15 protein-coding genes and 1 riboswitch are annotated in these 18490 nt (G+C 62.1%); of the genes, 10 read left to right on the forward strand and 5 right to left on the reverse strand.

What is annotated here, in order from left to right; genetic code table 11:
* Nucleotides 1–19: 19 nt before the first annotated feature.
* A riboswitch (cobalamin riboswitch) is annotated at nucleotides 20–228 on the reverse strand.
* Between the two features lie 79 nt (nucleotides 229–307).
* The 4 genes from bluB to oiaX form a co-directional block, all read right to left on the reverse strand.
* A complete protein-coding gene (gene bluB, locus GGQ68_RS17470) occupies nucleotides 308–982 on the reverse strand; it encodes a 5,6-dimethylbenzimidazole synthase (protein WP_183968266.1) in 675 nt (224 codons plus the stop codon).
* Nucleotides 983–2199: 1217 nt separating this feature from the next.
* Nucleotides 2200–3381, reverse strand: a complete 1182-nt coding sequence (metK, locus tag GGQ68_RS17475; RefSeq protein ID WP_343055980.1) for a methionine adenosyltransferase — start codon at nucleotides 3379–3381, stop codon at nucleotides 2200–2202.
* 45 nt (nucleotides 3382–3426) lie between these two features.
* On the reverse strand, nucleotides 3427–3882 hold the full coding sequence (locus tag GGQ68_RS17480) for a hypothetical protein (RefSeq protein WP_183968270.1): 456 nt from the start codon (nucleotides 3880–3882) through the stop codon (nucleotides 3427–3429).
* A 1307-nt stretch (nucleotides 3883–5189) separates the two neighbouring features.
* Nucleotides 5190–6434, reverse strand: coding sequence for a 3-oxo-isoapionate-4-phosphate decarboxylase OiaX (oiaX, locus tag GGQ68_RS17485; RefSeq protein WP_183968272.1), 1245 nt, complete (start codon nucleotides 6432–6434; stop codon nucleotides 5190–5192).
* A gap of 131 nt (nucleotides 6435–6565) precedes the next feature.
* Between oiaX and GGQ68_RS17490 the strand changes: the two genes are divergently transcribed.
* The 7 genes from GGQ68_RS17490 (at nucleotide 6566) to nanR (ending at nucleotide 14464) form a co-directional block, all read left to right on the forward strand.
* Nucleotides 6566–7525, forward strand: a complete 960-nt coding sequence (locus GGQ68_RS17490) for a D-ribose ABC transporter substrate-binding protein (RefSeq protein WP_183968275.1) — start codon at nucleotides 6566–6568, stop codon at nucleotides 7523–7525.
* A gap of 71 nt (nucleotides 7526–7596) precedes the next feature.
* Nucleotides 7597–8235: a DUF2291 family protein gene (locus GGQ68_RS17495; RefSeq protein WP_183968277.1), complete on the forward strand. Its 639-nt coding sequence runs from the start codon at nucleotides 7597–7599 to the stop codon at nucleotides 8233–8235.
* Complete coding sequence (locus tag GGQ68_RS17500; RefSeq protein WP_183968279.1) at nucleotides 8232–9791, forward strand: sugar ABC transporter ATP-binding protein; 1560 nt, start codon at nucleotides 8232–8234, stop codon at nucleotides 9789–9791. Before GGQ68_RS17495 ends, GGQ68_RS17500 begins: the two co-directional genes overlap by 4 nt.
* Nucleotides 9788–10849 carry an ABC transporter permease gene (locus tag GGQ68_RS17505; RefSeq protein WP_183968281.1) on the forward strand — a complete coding sequence of 354 codons (1062 nt, stop codon included), beginning with the start codon at nucleotides 9788–9790 and terminating at the stop codon, nucleotides 10847–10849. The genes GGQ68_RS17500 and GGQ68_RS17505 overlap by 4 nt, the downstream gene beginning before the upstream one ends.
* A 12-nt stretch (nucleotides 10850–10861) precedes the next feature.
* Nucleotides 10862–11878, forward strand: coding sequence for a Gfo/Idh/MocA family protein (locus tag GGQ68_RS17510; RefSeq protein ID WP_183968283.1), 1017 nt, complete (start codon nucleotides 10862–10864; stop codon nucleotides 11876–11878).
* The gene (locus GGQ68_RS17515; RefSeq protein WP_183968285.1) at nucleotides 11875–13602 is read left to right on the forward strand and encodes a D-apionate lactonase family protein; all 1728 of its coding nucleotides are present in this window, start codon (nucleotides 11875–11877) and stop codon (nucleotides 13600–13602) included. Before GGQ68_RS17510 ends, GGQ68_RS17515 begins: the two co-directional genes overlap by 4 nt.
* Before the next feature lie 115 nt (nucleotides 13603–13717).
* Nucleotides 13718–14464, forward strand: coding sequence for a transcriptional regulator NanR (gene nanR / locus GGQ68_RS17520; protein ID WP_183968287.1), 747 nt, complete (start codon nucleotides 13718–13720; stop codon nucleotides 14462–14464).
* Here the strand turns inward: nanR and GGQ68_RS17525 are convergent.
* The gene (locus GGQ68_RS17525; RefSeq protein WP_183968289.1) at nucleotides 14449–15813 is read right to left on the reverse strand and encodes a four-carbon acid sugar kinase family protein; all 1365 of its coding nucleotides are present in this window, start codon (nucleotides 15811–15813) and stop codon (nucleotides 14449–14451) included. The genes nanR and GGQ68_RS17525 overlap by 16 nt on opposite strands.
* A gap of 97 nt (nucleotides 15814–15910) precedes the next feature.
* Here GGQ68_RS17525 and GGQ68_RS17530 point away from each other — a divergent pair, with 97 nt between their 5' ends.
* The 3 genes from GGQ68_RS17530 (at nucleotide 15911) to GGQ68_RS17535 (ending at nucleotide 18455) form a co-directional block, all read left to right on the forward strand.
* Nucleotides 15911–16738 carry a phosphogluconate dehydrogenase C-terminal domain-containing protein gene (locus GGQ68_RS17530; protein WP_221235623.1) on the forward strand — a complete coding sequence of 276 codons (828 nt, stop codon included), beginning with the start codon at nucleotides 15911–15913 and terminating at the stop codon, nucleotides 16736–16738.
* A gap of 409 nt (nucleotides 16739–17147) precedes the next feature.
* Nucleotides 17148–17285: a hypothetical protein gene (locus tag GGQ68_RS24725; RefSeq protein ID WP_343055973.1), complete on the forward strand. Its 138-nt coding sequence runs from the start codon at nucleotides 17148–17150 to the stop codon at nucleotides 17283–17285.
* Entirely contained in the window at nucleotides 17286–18455 is a 1170-nt protein-coding gene (locus GGQ68_RS17535; protein WP_343055974.1) for an aldehyde dehydrogenase family protein, read from the forward strand.
* The last annotated feature ends 35 nt before the right edge of the window (nucleotides 18456–18490 follow it).

Genomic DNA, 18490 nt, shown 5'->3' on the forward strand with positions numbered 1-18490 from the left:
CCGGAACACCCCGTCCGGTTACACTCGGTTTGCGTTGGCAGGTCTCCCGGCTTGCGGATATCGGGCCTCAGGCCCGGCGGCGGTCCTGCCTTCCCGGCTTCCGCCAGTGGCTTTGGACAACCTTTCCGGTCACGGTCGCGGGGGCGGCTGTGCTTAACCCTCCAGAGTAGAGGGCCGCACATTCCCTTTTCACCTGTTCTCACAGGCACCAACACACGTGCAATTGGTTCGAAACTGATGCGCTTGTCAATCGGGGTGTCGGAGATTTTTTCGTTGATCCTGCAACCTGTCGACACGATCGGTTGTGTCAGTCGGTCCAATGTTCCTGCATGATGAGGTCGTCCAGATGCAGGCGCTGACGCCATCCGCGTGCGGCCAGTTCAGGCTGATCGAACAACTTGTCGACATAGCCCAGACAGAGATACGCCACCAGTTCGACATGTTCCGGGATACCCAGAATCTGCTTCAGTATCTCGTGGTCAAAGATGCTGACCCAGCCCATTCCGATGCCCTCTGCACGGGCGGCGAGCCACATGTTTTGGACGGCACAAACCGTTGAATATACGTCCATTTCAGGGTTGTGCGTACGCCCCAGTATCACCTTGCCGCCGCGCGTCCGGTCGCAGGTCACGGCAATGTTCAAAGGGGCATTGCAGATGCCTTCAAGTTTCAAAGCCCGATAGGCGTCGCGACGTTCATCGGGGAACATCTCGGCTGCCTCGTCATTGGCCTCGGCAAAGAGCTTTTGCACCTTTTCGCGTTGCGCCATCTCGCGAATCAGAATGAAATTCCAAGGCTGCATGAAGCCCACCGAGGGCGCCGCATGTGCCGCCTCCAGCACGCGCCGCAAAGCGGCCTCGTCCAACGGATCTGAGCGGAATTCGTTTCGCACATCCCGTCGCGCATTTATTATGTCGTACAGCGCGGCACGCTCGTCAGGGTTGAATTCACGCGCCGTTTCTGGCGCCGGAGATTTGGGCATATCAGCCTCCGCAAAAGAAAATCGCAATGTGGTGGGCTTTGCCATGATGGTCGCCCGAGGCCACGCTTAGGTATCGAACTCCCGCATGCAGTCATATCTGCGGTATGGCCAATCCGCAGGCCGCGTGTGTAAATCGAGCGTGTCGTTGCGGTTTTGCAGTCAGGCGGTGGCACTTTGGGTGGAAAGTGGCGGCGAATTCGTCATGGACTGACAGAAAGCGCGACGCCTGGCGAGGGAATTTGAACAGTCACGCGGTCTCTCCTCGCCGCTGGTGCGCCTGTAAAACGTATCAGTAAGCTGCAAAATGCTCTTAGGCTCCCCTCAGACAGCCTGCCTGTGGCACGACGCCGCTCCGGTCGCAGCGGCGGCCCCCGACCCCAATCGATATGAATAGTCGCCCCACTCATGGTCGACTTTTTCGACCATCAGGACGGCGTTCACGAGCTTTTTCAAGGCCAATCCGCTTCTCACGGCGATCCATATCATAGTTCGCGATGGTGACCAGATCGTCGCTTTGCAAACTCTTGAGCAATTGCGACACCTCATCTTGTCGAGCTGCACTATCTCCGTGATCACCGTTTACAGACCGGCGGGCTGGCCTGTGCGGAAAGGTTCTGTTCCGAAAGCCGGCAGTGATGGCGCGCACGGAAAAGGCTGGCGGCGTCAGACGGGCGGGCGAGAGAACCACGTCGATGCTTGTCTGCCAGTTCCTAAAGATCTGCCAGAATCGATATCAGGGGCTATCCATCGGGGTCACGAATTCTGCACCCGATATACCGAGGCTTGCATACAACTCTAAAGCCGTCTTTCCTCCGGCCTTGAATACGCATTTTAATCCTAACGATGACGGTATCTTACTAGACCTTCTAGTAGGAGCATTTCATCCGAATAAGCAGATGGTCGAATTTGGTTCGAGGTTGTTGAAACGGCGCGATCTGAGTATTTCGACACACCGCGCAAACAGACACCGAAGGCACACTTGAGACCTGCCGATCAGCTTTTGACACCTGTTTGGTTACGTTGATATGTCCGGCGTGCAGCTCGGGCGGGGCCGGTTTTACACGGCGCCCGCACAGGCTGGTGACCGGCTACTTGCTGCCGCCGGCAGGCAAACGGAGTGTCTGGCCGGACGCGCAATGGTCCAGCAGGTCAAGAGTGTCAGGAACCTGCCGCGCGCTTCAGGGCGCACACCTGTCTTGACCAACGTCGAGCGCGGTCTACTCGGCAGCCAAGAGCGTCGGGAAACGCGCCCTGAGAGAGTGCACCAAATCGGTGCGTTCCCAGCTAAAGCCGGTGTCGGTGGGGGTGCGTCCAAAGTGCCCGTAGGCGGCCGTGTCCCGGTAGATCGGTTGCCGCAACCCCAAATGTGAAGCAATACCCCTCGGCGTAAGGTGCATCAATTCACGCAGGGCTTTGGCGATCGCCGCTTCGGACACGAGGCCAGTGCCAAATGTCTCGCAATAAAGCGCCACGGGCGCCGCCACGCCAATGGCGTAGGCAAGCTGGATTTGACAGCGTTCGGCAAGCCCCGCTGCAACGACGTTTTTTGCCAGGTAGCGTGCTGCATAGGCGGCCGACCGATCCACTTTGGTCGGATCTTTGCCGGAGAACGCACCGCCTCCGTGCGGAGCCGCGCCGCCATATGTGTCCACGATAATCTTGCGTCCCGTCAGGCCGGTGTCGCCATCCGGCCCCCCAACCACGAAACGTCCCGTGGGGTTGATCAGCACGCGCGCTTTTTCCAGATCCCAGTCTTCGGGCAGAGCGGCGACGATATAGCGTCGCACGATCTCTTCGACGGCCGACTGCGACACGCCCTCACCGTGCTGGGTAGAGACGACCACAGTATCAACGCCGACTGCCCGGCCATTTTCATATCGGCAGGTGACTTGGGACTTCGCATCAGGCCCGAGTTCGGGAAGCAGACCGGCCTTTCGATCGCGCGACAGGGTTTCAAGGATCTTGTGCGCGTAAAGGATCGGCGCCGGCATCAGCTCCGGGGTTTCCGAACAAGCGTAGCCAAACATGATGCCCTGATCGCCGGCCCCTTCCTCCTCACCTGTTTTAGCATCGACGCCCTGCGCAATGTCCGCCGATTGACTGTGGAGCCGGTTCACGATCTCCACAGTTTGCCAATGGAACCCCTCCTGTTCGTAGCCGATGTCCCGGATCACGCCACGCACAATGGCGTCCACTTCAGCCTCACTGAGTTCCGCCCCCTTGATCTCGCCTGCGATGGTGATGTGATTGGTCGTCGCCAGCGTTTCGCAGGCGACGCGGGCCTGAGGATTGAGCGCCAGGTAAGCGTCCAGAATGGCATCGGAGATCTGATCACAGATCTTGTCCGGGTGCCCTTCTGACACGGATTCTGACGTGAAGAGAAAGTGCTTGGTCATGATTTCGATCCCGAGATACAAGTTAATACTTTGGCGGCGTTGGTGGGTTCACATAGGGGAAGATCCCCAGAATAAACCGACGTCCCATGCGGCGTGGCTGTCCTTGCTGGTATTGTGAGAAAGGTGCCTTTCGCCGGGCCGGTCACCTTGTTCGATCCGCGAAACATGGGCATCGTTTCCGGCAAGCCTTGGACGACGTCTTGACCGAGGAAGTTGTCCTCCGTGTGGCGCTTGAGGGCGCAAACATACGGCGTCAAACCGCGACGTGAAACTCAGGGCGGCTGCGATCTTGCCACGATGCCCCTCTGACCAGCCGGGGTCCCGCGTGAAGATGTCGTCATCTTTCTGCACTATCAAAGGTCCAATGGTTTCGGCCTTGGCAAACTCGACCTCGAAATGGTCAAACGCACACAGGTCTGGGTTGCCATCGTCGAAGAAGATTTTTGCACCACTTTGAAAGCCACTCTTGCCCAGATCGGGGCCGGAAAGCGCTTCCATTACCATGCAGAGCATCATCCCCGAAAAGCCTCAGCGTATGTGCCGGCGGTTAAGAAGGAATGAAAAATTTACTTTCGGATCCAGTTTTCCAAGGCAATTCGACACAAAAATAGAGCGCCAACGTCATGAGGCCCCGGTCCTTCTAAGAGGCAGACAGGATATACCCGGGTCAGGGTTTTGGGCGCCGATACAAGCTTTCGAAAACACGCGGATTAGTGTTCTCAACCACCATCAGCGTCCTGCGCAAGATGTCCCAGCCTTTGTCTACCATGCCCGCGAGGCGTTCGCGACGATCACACTCGTAGGGTTTGACCGTGACAGGGCCGCCGGCCACAAGCCTTTGCAAAAGCGGAGAGATCTGCATCTTGTTATGAGTTTGCTCATGTCGACGATGATTTTTTGCCAACTGTTCGTTTGCTGGTGACCCCGGCGATTCTGTCGTGCAATCCAGCTGTTATGACGAGAACACTGAAACCGGGTTCGGTCAGACGGTGATCGCCTCTTATTGAATGGTGACCAGCGGTATAGTTCAGTCGGCTGTTTTCAGTTTCATGGCGAGTAGTATGCCGCCGATAACCGGATCAGTTTTGAACCCTTATTGAGTGATCGGCCCGAAGAAGTGAGAAACTAGGCGGTGCATGCATTGCGAGCTGTCCCATCGACGAGTGCTTCGTTCCCTATGCTGGTATCGTCAGGGTCAGCTTGATGGGTTCGCCGTGGCCTCTCAATCCAAACCGACCACCCCAAGGCACTTGCATGCAGGCGGATGAGAGCCAAGGCAGCCTGGGCTGGAGGGTTTGGCGGCGAAATCTCCCCGCCCTTCCGGCTGGTAATCGTCTTTCAACTCAGCTGTCAGACGCCCCTGATTTTGCACCCGGACATGGAATCAGCCGTGGTGCGTAACGCGCCTTCGACATGCTCGCACAGCCGCTGACACGCCAGTCGGTCTGGAACCCGCCGCGATGCCATTCAGCGCGACTGGGTGTTAATCGAAGCGGTCGTGCGTGGACTGCAACCGCTGCTCCGCCCGCCGCAAAAATGATTGCATCGGGCAGGGCGCTTCTCCGCTTCGGCGAGATCAAGGCGTTTCGGGCCTTTGTTCGACCGTCTGCGCGGCCTTTGAGCGCAACGGCCGCAGCGAGTCCAATCTCCGCGCCATTTTGAGTAGGCAGAGCAGCGGAATATGACTTGTCAAAGCCGAACAACGAGGTCTTTGAGCAAACCAATGCCGCGAAGTTGAACAGCGCGTTGACGATGCGACTTCGAAATCGGGGCGCATGTCAAAGCTGCGCGCGGATCTGGGGCCGAGGGCTTCAGCCCCACCTTTCCAACGCAGCGCGCAACTCGGGGCTGTGCGCGCCCTTGTCAGCCAGCGTCTCGCTCTCGGCCGCCGCTTGCCAGGCTTGGCGGATGGCGCGCACCCCGGCGGCAGCTCCCATGGGGTGCCCGTGGATGCCGCCACCGCCGAGATACATCAGGTCCAGTGTTTGGCCCGTGCGCTGGTAGGTTTCCACCGCCTGACCGCCCCATTGACCGGAGCACACCACAGGCAGCGGGCGGTCGGCCTCGGAGAAGATGGGCGTCATCACGTCATGAAAGCTGCGCACGAAACTCTCGTCGGGTTCCCAGTACTTTGCGGCGATGCCGTTGATCTGAAACTGGTCCACACCCATCAGCCGCCAGAGCTTCTGATAGGCGCGGAATTCCATCCCCAGCGCCGGATGGCGCGTCAGGATATCCCACCCGTTGCGATGCGCGTGCAAACACAGGCGAGACCGTTTGCGCAGAAAGCTCATCCCGCCGGGTCCGATGGAATTGATGTTTATAACGGCGGCCTGTCCGCCCCGATCAGCCACATAGTCATGCGCCTGCATCATCTGGTCGGGATCGGCGGAAGAGATGCCGAAGGCATACATCACCCGCTTGCCGGTTTTGTGTGCGTGGGCTTCGATGACCGGCATGATGGCATCCACCCGCGCCTTCAGCGGGGCGTAGCCGGGGTTCATCATCTTTTCGTCGTCCTTGATGAAATCGACCCCGGCCTCGCATAGTTCGGCCACGACTTGCGCGGTGTCCTCTGGCGTCAGTCCCAGCGACGGCTTGATGATAGAGGCAATCATTGGCCCCTCGGTTACGCCCATCAGGCGACGCGATCCGGCGATGCCGAACTGCGGGCCAGGGTGGCAGGCCCAGGCCTGGGGCAGGTCGAAGTCCATCACCCGCACGCCTGTCAGCCCGCGTGCCGCGTAAACACCGCCGACGGTGACCGTCATCAATGCGGCGATGTCGGTGCCGATCGCCTCCAGCGGGTAGGCGATCACCGCGTCGCCGCGATTGAACGGTCCGGGCGCGTCGCTTGGGAAGCCGGGTGTCTGCGCCGGGGGCAGGGGAGTGACGCTTTCGACCCGCGCGGCGCAGCGCCGGCGCACGGCATCGGTTTCGCCCGGCAGTTCGGTGAAGGTGCCTGTGGATTGATCCGACGCGATCTTGGCGGCCATGGCCTCCACGCTGTCGGGGCATTCGATGCGATAGGTCACGCGGATGAATTCGTCGGTCATGGCTGGCTCCTCCTTGGATCGAACAGTAATACTCATCATACCTGTTGACAACGCGATAATCATCTAACAGGCTGAAGGCGATCAGGGAGGAAGGTCCGTGCCGGGCCGTCTGATCGGTGGAGGAGACATTCATGAGCATTACACGCCGTCTATTCGTATCCGGGCTGGCCATCACCGCCGTTCTGCCCACTGTCCGTGCCGCGCAGGCACAGGAAAAAGGGCTGATCGCGATCATCACGCCGAGCCACGACAACCCGTTTTTCAAGGCAGAGGCCGTGGGCGCAGAGGCACGCGCAAAAGAGCTGGGGTATGAAACGCTGGTCCTGGTGCATGATGACGACCCCAACAAGCAATCGCAGATGTTCGACACGGCCATCGCGCGCGGTGCGCAGGCCATCATCCTTGACAATGCAGGCGCCGATGCGACCGTCGCGCCGGTGCAGCGGGCCAAGGACGCGGGTATTCCGTCCTTCCTGATCGACCGTGAGATCAAGGAAAGCGGCATCGCCGTCAGCCAGATCGTGTCCAACAACTACCAGGGCGCGCAGCTCGGGGCCGAAGAGTTCGTCATGCTGATGGGCGAAGAGGGCCCGTATGTGGAGCTTCTGGGCCGCGAGGCGGACACCAATGCGGGCATCCGGTCGGCGGGCTACCATGACATCATCGACCAGTATCCGGATCTGGAAATGGTCGCGCAGCAGTCGGCCAACTGGTCCCAAACCGAAGGCTACGCCAAGATGGAGACCATCCTTCAGGCGAATCCCGGCATCAAGGGCGTGATCTGTGGCAACGACACCATGGCCATGGGGGCATGGGCCGCTCTGGAGGCCGCCGGGCGCACCGAGGTGATCGTCGTGGGCTTCGATGGATCGAATGATGTGCGCGATTCCATCCTGAACGGTGGGATCAAGGCGACCGTGTTGCAGCCGGCCTATCGACAGGCGCAGTTGGCCGTCGAACAGGCGGACCAGTACCTGCAGACCGGGTCCACCGGACAGCCGGAAAAGCAGCTGATGGATTGCGTTCTGATCAACGAAGAGAATGCCGCCCGGTTGGAGACCTTTGCACTGGCGGATGCCGCCACCAACTGATCCGCCCGCGGATCACGACCGGCGGCGCGAGAGGTCTTGCGCCGCCCCGACCCTGACTTACGGATACCCTCATGCGCCCCATTTCCATGGTGGCCACGGTTTGCCTGTCGCTGACGGCGACAGCTTGTCAGATCGTGCCCGACCCCGATCCCGCTGACACGGCCAATGTGCCCCAGACCGACGAGGCACGCATGGCCGCCTATGTCGCCGAGGCCTGGGAGAGCCAGGTGCAGCCCGTCATCGCCGAGAACGCGGTGGATTACGACACCCTGCGCAACCGACTGGCAGAGGGGATCGACGCCGCCGGTGCCGCTTACGGCCTGCGCCCCGATGGTGAAGCCAACCCGTGGAATTTTGCAGTGACCGGAAGTGGCACGGTGACGGAAGCCCGGCTGGACAGTCGCGCCGCCAAGATGCAGGTGGACATGGACGGCGACGGCGCGGCGGATGTGACCTTGCAACTTGGCCCCGTGATCCGGGGCACCGCGTTGCGCGATGCCATGCCCTTTATCGTGTTCACCGATTTCCGGGACCAGATCGAGTTTGCCAAGCTCGCCCGCGCGATGAACGATCAGGCGGCAAGCGGACTGACCAAGCCCGAGGGCGACGTGGTGGGCGAGACCGTCAGCTTTACCGGCGTCTTTACTCTTCGCAGCGCCACCGACACGCCGGAAATCGTGCCGACCGCGTTGACGATGGGCACGCCATGACCGCGCATTCGGACCTGACGGCAGAGACGACGCATCCCGTGGGCCTGTCCATCCGGGGTGGGACGAAGGTGTACCCCGGCACCGTTGCGCTGAAGGATGTGGATTTCGACCTGCGCATGGGCGCGGTGAACGTGCTGGTGGGCGAGAACGGCGCGGGCAAATCGACGATGATGAAGATCATCTCCGGGGTGGAGCAGCTGACCTCGGGAGAGGTGCGCATGGACGGCGAGGTGGTGCACCTGTCGTCGACCGACGATGCAGAGCGCCACGGGATCGGCATCGTCTTCCAGGAGTTGAACCTGTTTCCGAACCTGTCGGTGGCGGACAACATCTTTATGGCGCATGAAAAGACCCGCGGGCGCATCGACATAGACAGCGCGGCGCAACACGCCGAAACCCGTGCGCTGATGCAGCGGTTGGAACATGACATCGCCCCGGACACGCTGGTAGGTGACCTGAAGGTCGGGCAGCAACAGATCGTCGAGATTGCCAAGAGCCTTGCGCGCAACGCTCGTATCCTGATCCTCGATGAGCCGACCTCGGCCCTGTCGAGCACGGAGGTGGAAATCCTGTTCCGCGTGATTGACGAGTTGAAGGCCGAGGGCGTCGGGATCGTTTACATCTCGCACCGGCTGGAGGAGCTGATCCGCGTGGGTGACTACATCACGGTCCTGCGCGATGGCGTCATCACCGGCGCGCAGTCGATGGAAGGGGTCGATATTCCCTGGATCGTGCGGAACATGATCGGCGACAGCTCCAAGGATTTTGCCAAGGAAATCGAACATCCCTTCGGCGCGGAGGCGCTGCGGGTCGAGAACATTCGCCTGCCCGACAGCTCTGGCGGTTTTGTGGTGGACGGTGTGTCGCTTTCACTGCGCGAGGGCGAGATCCTGGGGATCTACGGGTTGATGGGGGCCGGGCGCACCGAGCTTCTGGAATGCATCATGGGGCGGCATCAGCATGCCGCCGGAGAGGTCCATGTCTCGGGCAGGAAGATGCGCAAACCCAGCGTGTCAGATCGCATTTCGCACGGGCTGGCGCTGATCCCCGAGGACCGCAAGCACGACGGTCTGGTACAGATCCTGTCGATCCGCGAGAACATGACGCTGTCCTCGTTGGGCGCGATCACGCGCGGCGGCATCGACATGGATCTCGGCGCGGAACGCACCCGCGTGGCGGATTTTGTCAAGCGCATGGTGATCAAGATCGCCTCGCCCGAACATCAGGTGTCGGCACTGTCGGGGGGCAACCAGCAGAAGGTCGTGATCTCCAAGGCGCTGATGACGGGGCCGCGCGTGCTGCTGATGGACGAGCCGTCGCGCGGCATCGACATTGGTGCCAAGGCCGAGGTGTTTCGCGTCATGCGTCAACTGGCGGCCGATGGTCTCGGCATCGTTTTCGTCACCTCTGATCTGGAGGAGGTCATGAGCCTGTCGGACCGCATCATCGTGATGGCCGAAGGCCGCATCACCGGAGAATTCAGCCATGAGACCGCCACGGAAACGGCGCTCGTTACGGCATCGGCGCCGCGCGGCGCAGAGGGGAAAGAGAAATGACCGACATGACTGCAAATTCCGCCATGGGCGGTACAAACTCGACGCTGTTGCTGGTGATGAAGGCGCGCACCTTCATCGCGCTGATCCTTGTTTTCATGTTCTTTTCGATTTTCGCGCCAAACTTTCTGTCGGCGGCGAACATGGTCATCATGTCGAAACACGTGGCGCTGAACGCCTTCTTGGCCATCGGCATGACCTTTGTCATCGTTTCAGGCGGCATCGACCTCTCGGTCGGCTCCATCGTCGGACTGTGCGGGATGGTGGCGGGCTACCTGCTGCTCAACGGGATGAACTTTGGCCTGGGCTGGTCGATCCAGTTCAACACGCTTGAGATCTGCATTCTCGTGGCCTGCGTGGGCATCGCAATCGGGGCGTTGAACGCCTTTTTGATCACCAAGCTCAACGTGGCGCCGTTTATTGCGACGCTGGGCACGCTGTATATCGCACGCGGCGCGGCCATGCTGTCGAGCGAGGGCGAGACCTTTCCGAACCTGACCGGCAATCCCGAGTATGGGTCGGCCAGCTACCGCATGATCGGATCGGGTGATTTCCTAGGCGTGCCGATTTCCATCTGGATGCTGATCGCCGTGGGGCTGCTGGCCGCCTACATCGCGCGGCGCACGCCGCTGGGGCGGTTCATCTACGCGGTGGGCGGCAACGAGCGGGCGGCGGGCCTGTCCGGCGTAAAAGTCACGCAGGTGAAGTACTTCGTCTACATGTTCTCCGGCTTCTGCGCGGCGTTGGTGGGGATCATCATCTCCTCGCAGCTGGTTGCAGCGCACCCTGCGACCGGCGATACCTTCGAGCTGAACGCCATCGCGGCGGCGGTTCTGGGCGGCACGTCCATGTCCGGCGGGCGCGGACGCATCGGTGGCACCATCGTGGGTGCCTTCGTCATCGGGGTGCTGTCGGACGGGTTGGTGATGATGGGGGTCTCGGCCTTCTGGCAGACCGTGATCAAGGGGATTGTCATCATCGCGGCCGTGGTGCTGGACCAGGCACAACAAAAGGTGCAGGCCAAGGTCGCGCTGCAGGCACAGGCTGCGGTCGGCAAATAAGGGAGGATCGAGATGAGAGGTGCCCTGATCGGTTGCGGTTTCTTTGCCCGCAACCAGTTGCACGCATGGCGCGACATAGATGGCGTCGAGATCGTGGCCATCTGTGACCAGGACGAGGCCCGCCTGACGGAGGCAGGAGAGCTGTTCGGCATCGCACGCCGGCACGCCGACGCGGCAGAGATGTTCGCGGAAGGCGGGTTTGACTTCGTCGACATCGCCACCACGGTGGGATCGCACCGCCCGCTGGTGGAAATGGCCGCCGCGGCGCAGGTGGATGTCATTTGTCAAAAACCCTTTGCCCTGAACATGGGCGATGCGCGGGCCATGGTGGAGGCGATCGCCGCCACGGGAAAAACGCTGATGGTGCATGAGAATTTCCGCTGGCAATCGGCAGTGCGCGCGGCCATCGACGCAATCCGCGGCGGGGCCATCGGCGACCCGTTCTTTGGCCGGGTATCATTCCGGTCGGGCTATGACGTGTTCTCCGGCCAGCCGTATCTCGCAGAAGGCACGCGGTTCATCATCGAAGATCTGGGCATTCATATCCTCGACATTTCCCGCGCGCTTTTCGGCGACGTGGACCGGATCAGCGCCACCACGCGGCGGATCAACCCGGCGATCAAAGGCGAGGACGTGGCCACCATGCTGCTGTCGCACGGGTCGGGCGTGACCTCGGTGGTGGATTGTTCCTATGCCACGCAGCGCCGCCCTGAGACCTTCCCCGAAACGCTGCTCGAAATCGACGGCACCGGCGGTACTTTGCGGCTGGACGCAGGGTATCGGCTGACGGTGCAGGGGGCGACGGAGGCGGTGCGCGATGTGGCTCCGCCGGTTCTGCCCTGGGCCGAACAGCCATGGCACAACATTCAGGAAAGCGTGCTGCTGATCCAGAAGCACTTTGTCGATTGTCTGCGCAGCGGCGCAGCGCCGGAGACATCCGGGCAGGACAACTTGCGCACATTTGCCCTGGTGGAGGCGGCCTACCTGTCGGCAGCGGAGAGGCGCAGCGTCGCGCTGTCAGAACTTTGAGGGATCTTTACGGCACCGAAGAGCCGCCAGCGCCCATCGAAACGATCACACATGGTGACGTTGCATTGACCCTGCAGGCGGGCGCGCTGCGCCATCTCCGCGTCGGCGGCGTGGAGGTCATCCGCTCCATCGCCTTTCTTGCGCGGGACCGGGACTGGGGCACGTTGGTGGCGGACGTCGGCGTGGTGGAGCGGCGGCATGACGGGGATGCGCTGCATCTGTCTTGGCCGCTGCGTTTCGTCAACGGCGCAGGGCGGCTGGATGTGACGGTCCACGTGACGCTGCAGGCGGATGGCTTGACGGTCACCGGCGAGGGGCGGGCGCATGGCGCATTTGAAACCAACCGTGCGGGATTCACCGTGTTGCATCCGATCGAGGGCGTCGCGGGCTGCCCCGCGCGCGTCACCCATGCGGATGGCCGGGGCGAGGAGAGCCGCTTTCCCGAGCTGATCGAACCTTGGCAGCCCTTCATAAACATCGCGGCGCTGGAGCATGAGGCCAACGGCCTGCGCGTGCGCTGTGCCCTGTCTGGCGATACCTTCGAGATGGAAGATCAACGACAGTGGGGCGATGCATCTTTCAAGACCTACAATCGGCCGCTGGCACTGCCGTGGCCCTACGAATTGCCCGATGGGGAAGAAGTGCAGCAGGCGGTCGAGGTCAGCTGGACCGCCTGCAAGACGAAAGCGCGCCCCGTGGCGCGGCCCGCGACGCCGGCCCATGTGCCGGAATTGGCGCTGGTGCTGACGGCGCAGGACGCGCAGTGCCTTGCTGCATGGCCCGACGATCTGAACGTGGTGAAGCCGCAGCGGCTGTTGTGCCACGTGGATGCGACGCTGGGCGACGTGGCCGGACAGATGCGGGCCTTTGCCGCCGCGCAGGCTGCGGCGGTGGGCGTTGCCTTTGACCTCGAACTCATCGGGCGGTTCGATGGCGTGCAGACCCCGGCAGAGGAGCTGTCCAATCACGCGCGCGCCATGGCGCAGAGCGGCTTCGCCCCGGTCTCGGTCTTTGGCTGCCCGTCCGTGGATCGCCAGTCGACGCCGCCGGGATCACAGTGGCCGGCGTGTCCGCCACTGGAGGAGGTCCACGCGGCCATCGCGACGGCCTTTCCGGATCTGCCGCACGGCGGGGGCATGGCGAGCCTGTTCACAGAGCTGAACCGCAAGCGGCCCCCTGTCGATATGCTCGATTTCATCAGCCACGGGTTGTGTCCGATCGTTCACGCCGCCGATGATCTGTCGGTCATGGAGACGTTGGAGGCGGTGCCGCATATCGCGCGGTCGGCGCGGGCGATTATCGGCGACCGGCCTTACCGCATCGGCCCTGCCACCATCGCCATGCGTCAGAACCCCTACGGCACGCGCACAATCCCCAATCCCGATGGGAGGCGCGTCTGCATGAGCAATGACGACCCGCGCCATCGCGGCGCCTTTGGGGCAGCGTATGCGGTGGGGCTGCTGGCGGCGCTTGCGCCCTTCGACGTCGCGGTCTGGACGCCTGCATCGCTGTATGGCCCGCGCGGAGTGGTGGGCAATCCCGGCCCGCTGCCGACGGTGCTGCGCGCCATGTCGGCCATGGCCGGTCAGCGGCTTGTGCGGGCGGAGGTGACAGGCGGGCAGGCCATCCTTGAAACCGACCGTGTCCTGCTGAGGGCCAACCTGACGGACCGACCGATAGATGGGTTGATGCCCTTTGGCCACGACATCCGCCAGCCCCGCTGATCGCGACAGGGGCGCGACGCCTGTGCATTGAGCCTTGACGGGGCATAGGGTACTCGTCACCAAAGATGACCAGTCCCGCACCACAGAGGCCGGGACCTTCAGGAGAGCCAGCGCCATGGACAGTTCCGCAAAGCCCGGTCACGAAAAGATCGTCCGCCGCAAGCTCTCGGAGCAGGTGCTGGAACGCCTGCACGAGATGATCCGCACGCATGAGCTGAAGCCCGGCGACTACATGCCGTCAGAGCGCGCGCTGATGGAACGCTTTGGTGTGGGACGCCCAGCAGTGCGCGAGGCGATGCAGTCGCTGCACAACAGCGGGCTGATCACCATCAGCCATGGCGAGCGATCGCGCGTGAACGAGTTGACGGCAGGCAGCGTGCTGACTCAGTCGGACGAGCTGGCGCGGTTGCTGCTGGACAGCGCCCCGGCCAATCTCGACCATCTCAAACATGCGCGGCAAATGTTCGAGCTGGGCATGGTACGCGTCGCTGCCGAGACCGCCACCGAGGCCGACGTGGCGGACCTGCGCGCCCTGATCGAGCGGCAACGCAACATGCTGGGCGATGCCACGGCCTTTATCGCCACAGACATGGCATTTCACCGCAAGCTGGCAGAACTGGCGAACAACCCGATCATCCTGTCGGTGTCCGACGCCATGCTGGGCTGGCTGTTCGAATATCACGTCAGCCTGCTGCACCGCTCGGGCAGCGAGGACGTGACGCTGGCAGAACACGCCAAGATCGTCGATCACATCGAGTCCCACGACGTCGCGGGCGCCACCGAGGAAATGCGCCGGCACCTCGAACGGTCTCGCGTGTCGTTTGAGCCGCACGGCAGTCCGGAGGATCACTCCGACGCCTGACGCGGCCCCCCGCCGTCGCGAATCCAGCCGAAGAAATCTTCGCTGCCCATCTGGCCCCCCTTCAGCGCGATCTGCAGACCGTCGTGGGCGCTGCCGCCGTGGCCAATGCACAACGCTGCGCCGGGGATGGTGGGGGCGAGGGCCTCAAGGGCCTCAAGCCCCAGGGCGCGCATCCCATGGCCCGATGTGTCACCGCCGGAGATAACTGCGCGTCGGATGCCCGTTGCGCGCAGCACACCGTCCAGCACACGGCCAAGCGCTTGGCCGATGCGCGCGTTTGCGGTGTCTGAGGACAGCTCAGATGTCGCGAGGGCCGCGCGAAAGGTGGCCACGCGCGGGTCGTCCGGCCCCTCGGCGGAGGTGACGAGAGGGCTGTGCCCCTGAGCGGCGGCCTGCGTGGCGGCGGCGATGCAGCGGTCGATCTCGGCTTCCTGCGCGGCGGCGTCCCCCAGCACGGAGACCGTGTTGAAACCGATCACGGCAAAGCCGTTTGCCGCCGACCAGGCCAGTTGCTGCGCGGTAGAGGGTGAGACGGACCCGGAAACGGCGGCGATTTGCGAGACTGCGCCAGCGCCCTGCACGGATGGGGCGGGGGCGATCTCGCCGCTGCGCTGCCAGTGCCGCACCAGTGCGTATTCCACTCCCTGCGATCCGACAGCCACCCTCAGGCGCGCTCGGTTTTCCCAGATCAGGCGACCCACGGCCTCTTCGCTGGCGGGGTCCATGCTGTCGAGGGACAGGATGCGCGCGCCAGCGTCCAGATGCGATTGCAGCGCGCTGGCGCCGGCATCGGACCAGAGCGATTCAAGGTCGATGAGCGCAGAGGGCAGGTCGGTCTGTCTGGCGAGGTGGCGCAACAGGTCGGCTTCCTGCATCGGGGTGACCGGATGACGAGACATCACCGGGTGGCGATCAAGCCGGAACACACCGTCAAAGGTCCCCGCGAAGAGATGCCCAAACGCCTGATAGCGCCTCATCTGGGGCGCGGCGACCACCATGGGCACGGCGTCCGATGCGCGCTGCTGCAAACACAGGTCGATGGCCGTGCCGATATTGCCGCTGTGCGGTGCGGAATCGAAGGTGGAGCACACCTTGTAATGCAGGATCTCGGCCCCTTTGCGATCCAGCCAAGCCAGCGGATCGGGCAGGCTGGCGCGCATCTGGTCGGGTGTCTCGGTCCGGGCGGTGGTGGCGATGCCAACCGCATCCGCATCGGCAAAGCGCGCGGCCATCGCGTCCGTTGGCACGCCAGAAAACAACACCGCGCGCAGACCGGCAAAGGCCAGCACCTCCATCACTGCGGCTGAGCCCGTGAAATCATCCCCCAGCCAAGCCAGTCGTGGCGCCATGGTCTTCCTCCTGCGTCCTTGTGGACACCTGTTGACATTACTTCATGCATATTATCTGATCATACCAGTTAAACAACCCCACCGGAGGAGAACCAAAATGACCAAAGTCGCGCTTTTCGGGGCAGGCGGCAAAATGGGGGTCCGCCTGTCGCGCAATCTTGCGAAGACGGATTTCGATGTCAGCCATATTGAGATCAGTGAACCTGGAAAGGCGCGTCTGAAGGCCGAAGTCGGCGTCGATGCCGTCGACGCGGCAAGTGGTCTGGAGGGGGCCGAGGTTGTCATCCTTGCCGTACCGGACACGGTGATCGGCAAGGTCGCGGCTTCGGTCGTGCCGCAGGTCGCGCCGGGCACGGTGATTGTGATCCTTGATGCGGCGGCGCCCTTCGCCGGGCACCTGCCAGAGCGCGATGACATCACCTATTTCGTGACGCATCCCTGCCATCCGCCGATCTTCAACAACGAAAGCACGGAGGCCGGGCGCAACGACCACTTTGGCGGTGTCGCCGCGCAGCAGGGCGTGGTGAACGCGCTTATGCAGGGGCCGGAAGAGCACTACGCGCTGGGAGAGACCGTTGCGAAAGCCATCTATGCCCCGGTCGCGCGCAGCTATCGCGTAACGGTGGAACAGATGGCCCTGCTGGAACCGGGTCTATCGGAAACTGTCTGCGCCTCGCTGCTGATGGTGATGCGGGAGGCCATGGACGAGGTCGTGGCGCGTGGTGTCAGCTATGACTGCGCCCGCGATTTCCTGCTGGGGCATATGAACATCCTCGGCGCGGTGATCTTTGACGAGATCGACGGCCAGTTCTCCGACGCGTGCAACAAGGCGATTGAGTTCGGCAAGCCCGCGCTGATGCGCGACGACTGGAAAGGCGTGTTTGAAATGGACGAAATCGCCGCCAGCATTCAACGCATCACCTGAATCGAGGCGTTCGCCTGGCATGGATGCGGCGCCTTGCAAAAGGCGTCGCATTTTTGCGGATCATCGCTGTGGTTTTTCTGACTTCCTGAATACGGCGAAGCGCGTCGGGGTGAACCCCAGAATTGCGCATTGCACTCATCCTTGGGCCAGTGAGACAGCGCCAAAACATGCGCCAAGCGATACATCCCATATGGTTGGGGAGGGACTGAGGCCGATGGCTCGTGCGCACGTCGGTTCGGGTGCTCTCACGACCGTGACAGGGGCATAGGGAACATATTCCTCCCCCAGGCAGAGGGTCTCATAGTCAAACGAATGACGAAAGGAGCGCTCATCATGAGCCGGCAACCACTCAAAACCGTGAACCCGGCCACCGAAGCCGATTTGAACAGCTATCCTCTCATGTTCGAGGATGACATCGCTCGCAGCACTGGAAAAGTGTCACACGGCCTTTTCTGCGCGGAAGCTGAAGACGCTGGACGAGCGGGCACAGACCATCGCGCGCATCGGCGAAGAGCTGACCGCGCGCAAGGAGGAGTTCGCGCAGTAGATGACCTCCGAGGTGGGCAAGCTGTTGTCTGACAGCCGCGACGAGATTGACCTGTGTGCCGGGATTTGCGCCTACACCGCCAATCAGGGCCCCCAGGTTCGGGCCGATGAGGAACGCGCCCTGCAGGATGGCCGAAAAGGCATTGTCACATATTCGCCGACCAGCGTGATCTCCGGCATCCAGCGTTGGAATTTCCCGATGTATCAGGCGGTGCACTATTCCATCGCGAAACTGACGGCCAGCAATGGTGTCCTGCTGAAGCACGCGGAGAACTGCACTGACAGCGGCCTTATGCTGCGGGATATCTACGAAGCTGCTGGCCTGCCCAAGGATCTTTTCACCGTCATGACCATTGATCATGATCAGTCGGACAAGTTGATCGCGCATGACCTGGTGCGGGGTGTGACCCTGACCGGCAGCGCAAAAGCTGGCAGCGTTGTCGCCAAGACGGCGGGCGAGCACCTCAAGAAAACCGTTCTGGAGCTGGGGTCGAACGATGCCTATCTCGTGCTTGAAGATGCGGGCCTTGATCTGGCGATCAAGACATTTGCGGCCGGGCGCCTCTATGACAATGGCGAGACATGCGTGGACGCCAAGCGGCTCGTCGTCGCCGACAAGGTCCATGACCAGTTTGTTGAAGGTTTCGTAAAGACCATGTCGGATATCATTCTGGGGGATCCGACGAAGGAAGACACAGGCTTGGGCCCGATGGCACGGTCCGATCTGCGCGAAACCCTACATCAGCAGGTGCGCGACAGTGTGGAAGCCGGTGCAAAGATTGCGACGGGCGGCGAGATGCCGGACGGTAAAGGATATTACTATCCTTCGACTGTTTTTACCGACGTGAAACCGGGTCAGCCTGCCTATGACGAAGAGCTGTTTGGCCCCGTGGCCTCTGTCATTCGGGCAAAGGATGACGAAGACGCGATGCGGATCGCCAACGACAGCCGTTTAGGACTGGGCGGCGGCATCTTCTCGAAAGATGAAAAGCATGCGGTCGAGCTGGCGAAGACGTACTTTGACACCGGGATGGTGTTCATCAACCACTTCAACCTCGCCACGCCCGAAATGCCCTTTGGCGGTGTGAAAGACAGCGGATCTGGCCGCGAACACGGCGGGTTCGGGATGCATGAACTCGTCAATGCCAAAGCAATCGCACTGGCGGCGTAAGCGATTGATAATAAAGGCGCACTCGTCTGCGGTGC

Origin of the sequence: Sagittula marina (assembly GCF_014196795.1) — a bacterium.
GTDB classification, from domain to species: Bacteria; Pseudomonadota; Alphaproteobacteria; order Rhodobacterales; family Rhodobacteraceae; genus Sagittula; species Sagittula marina.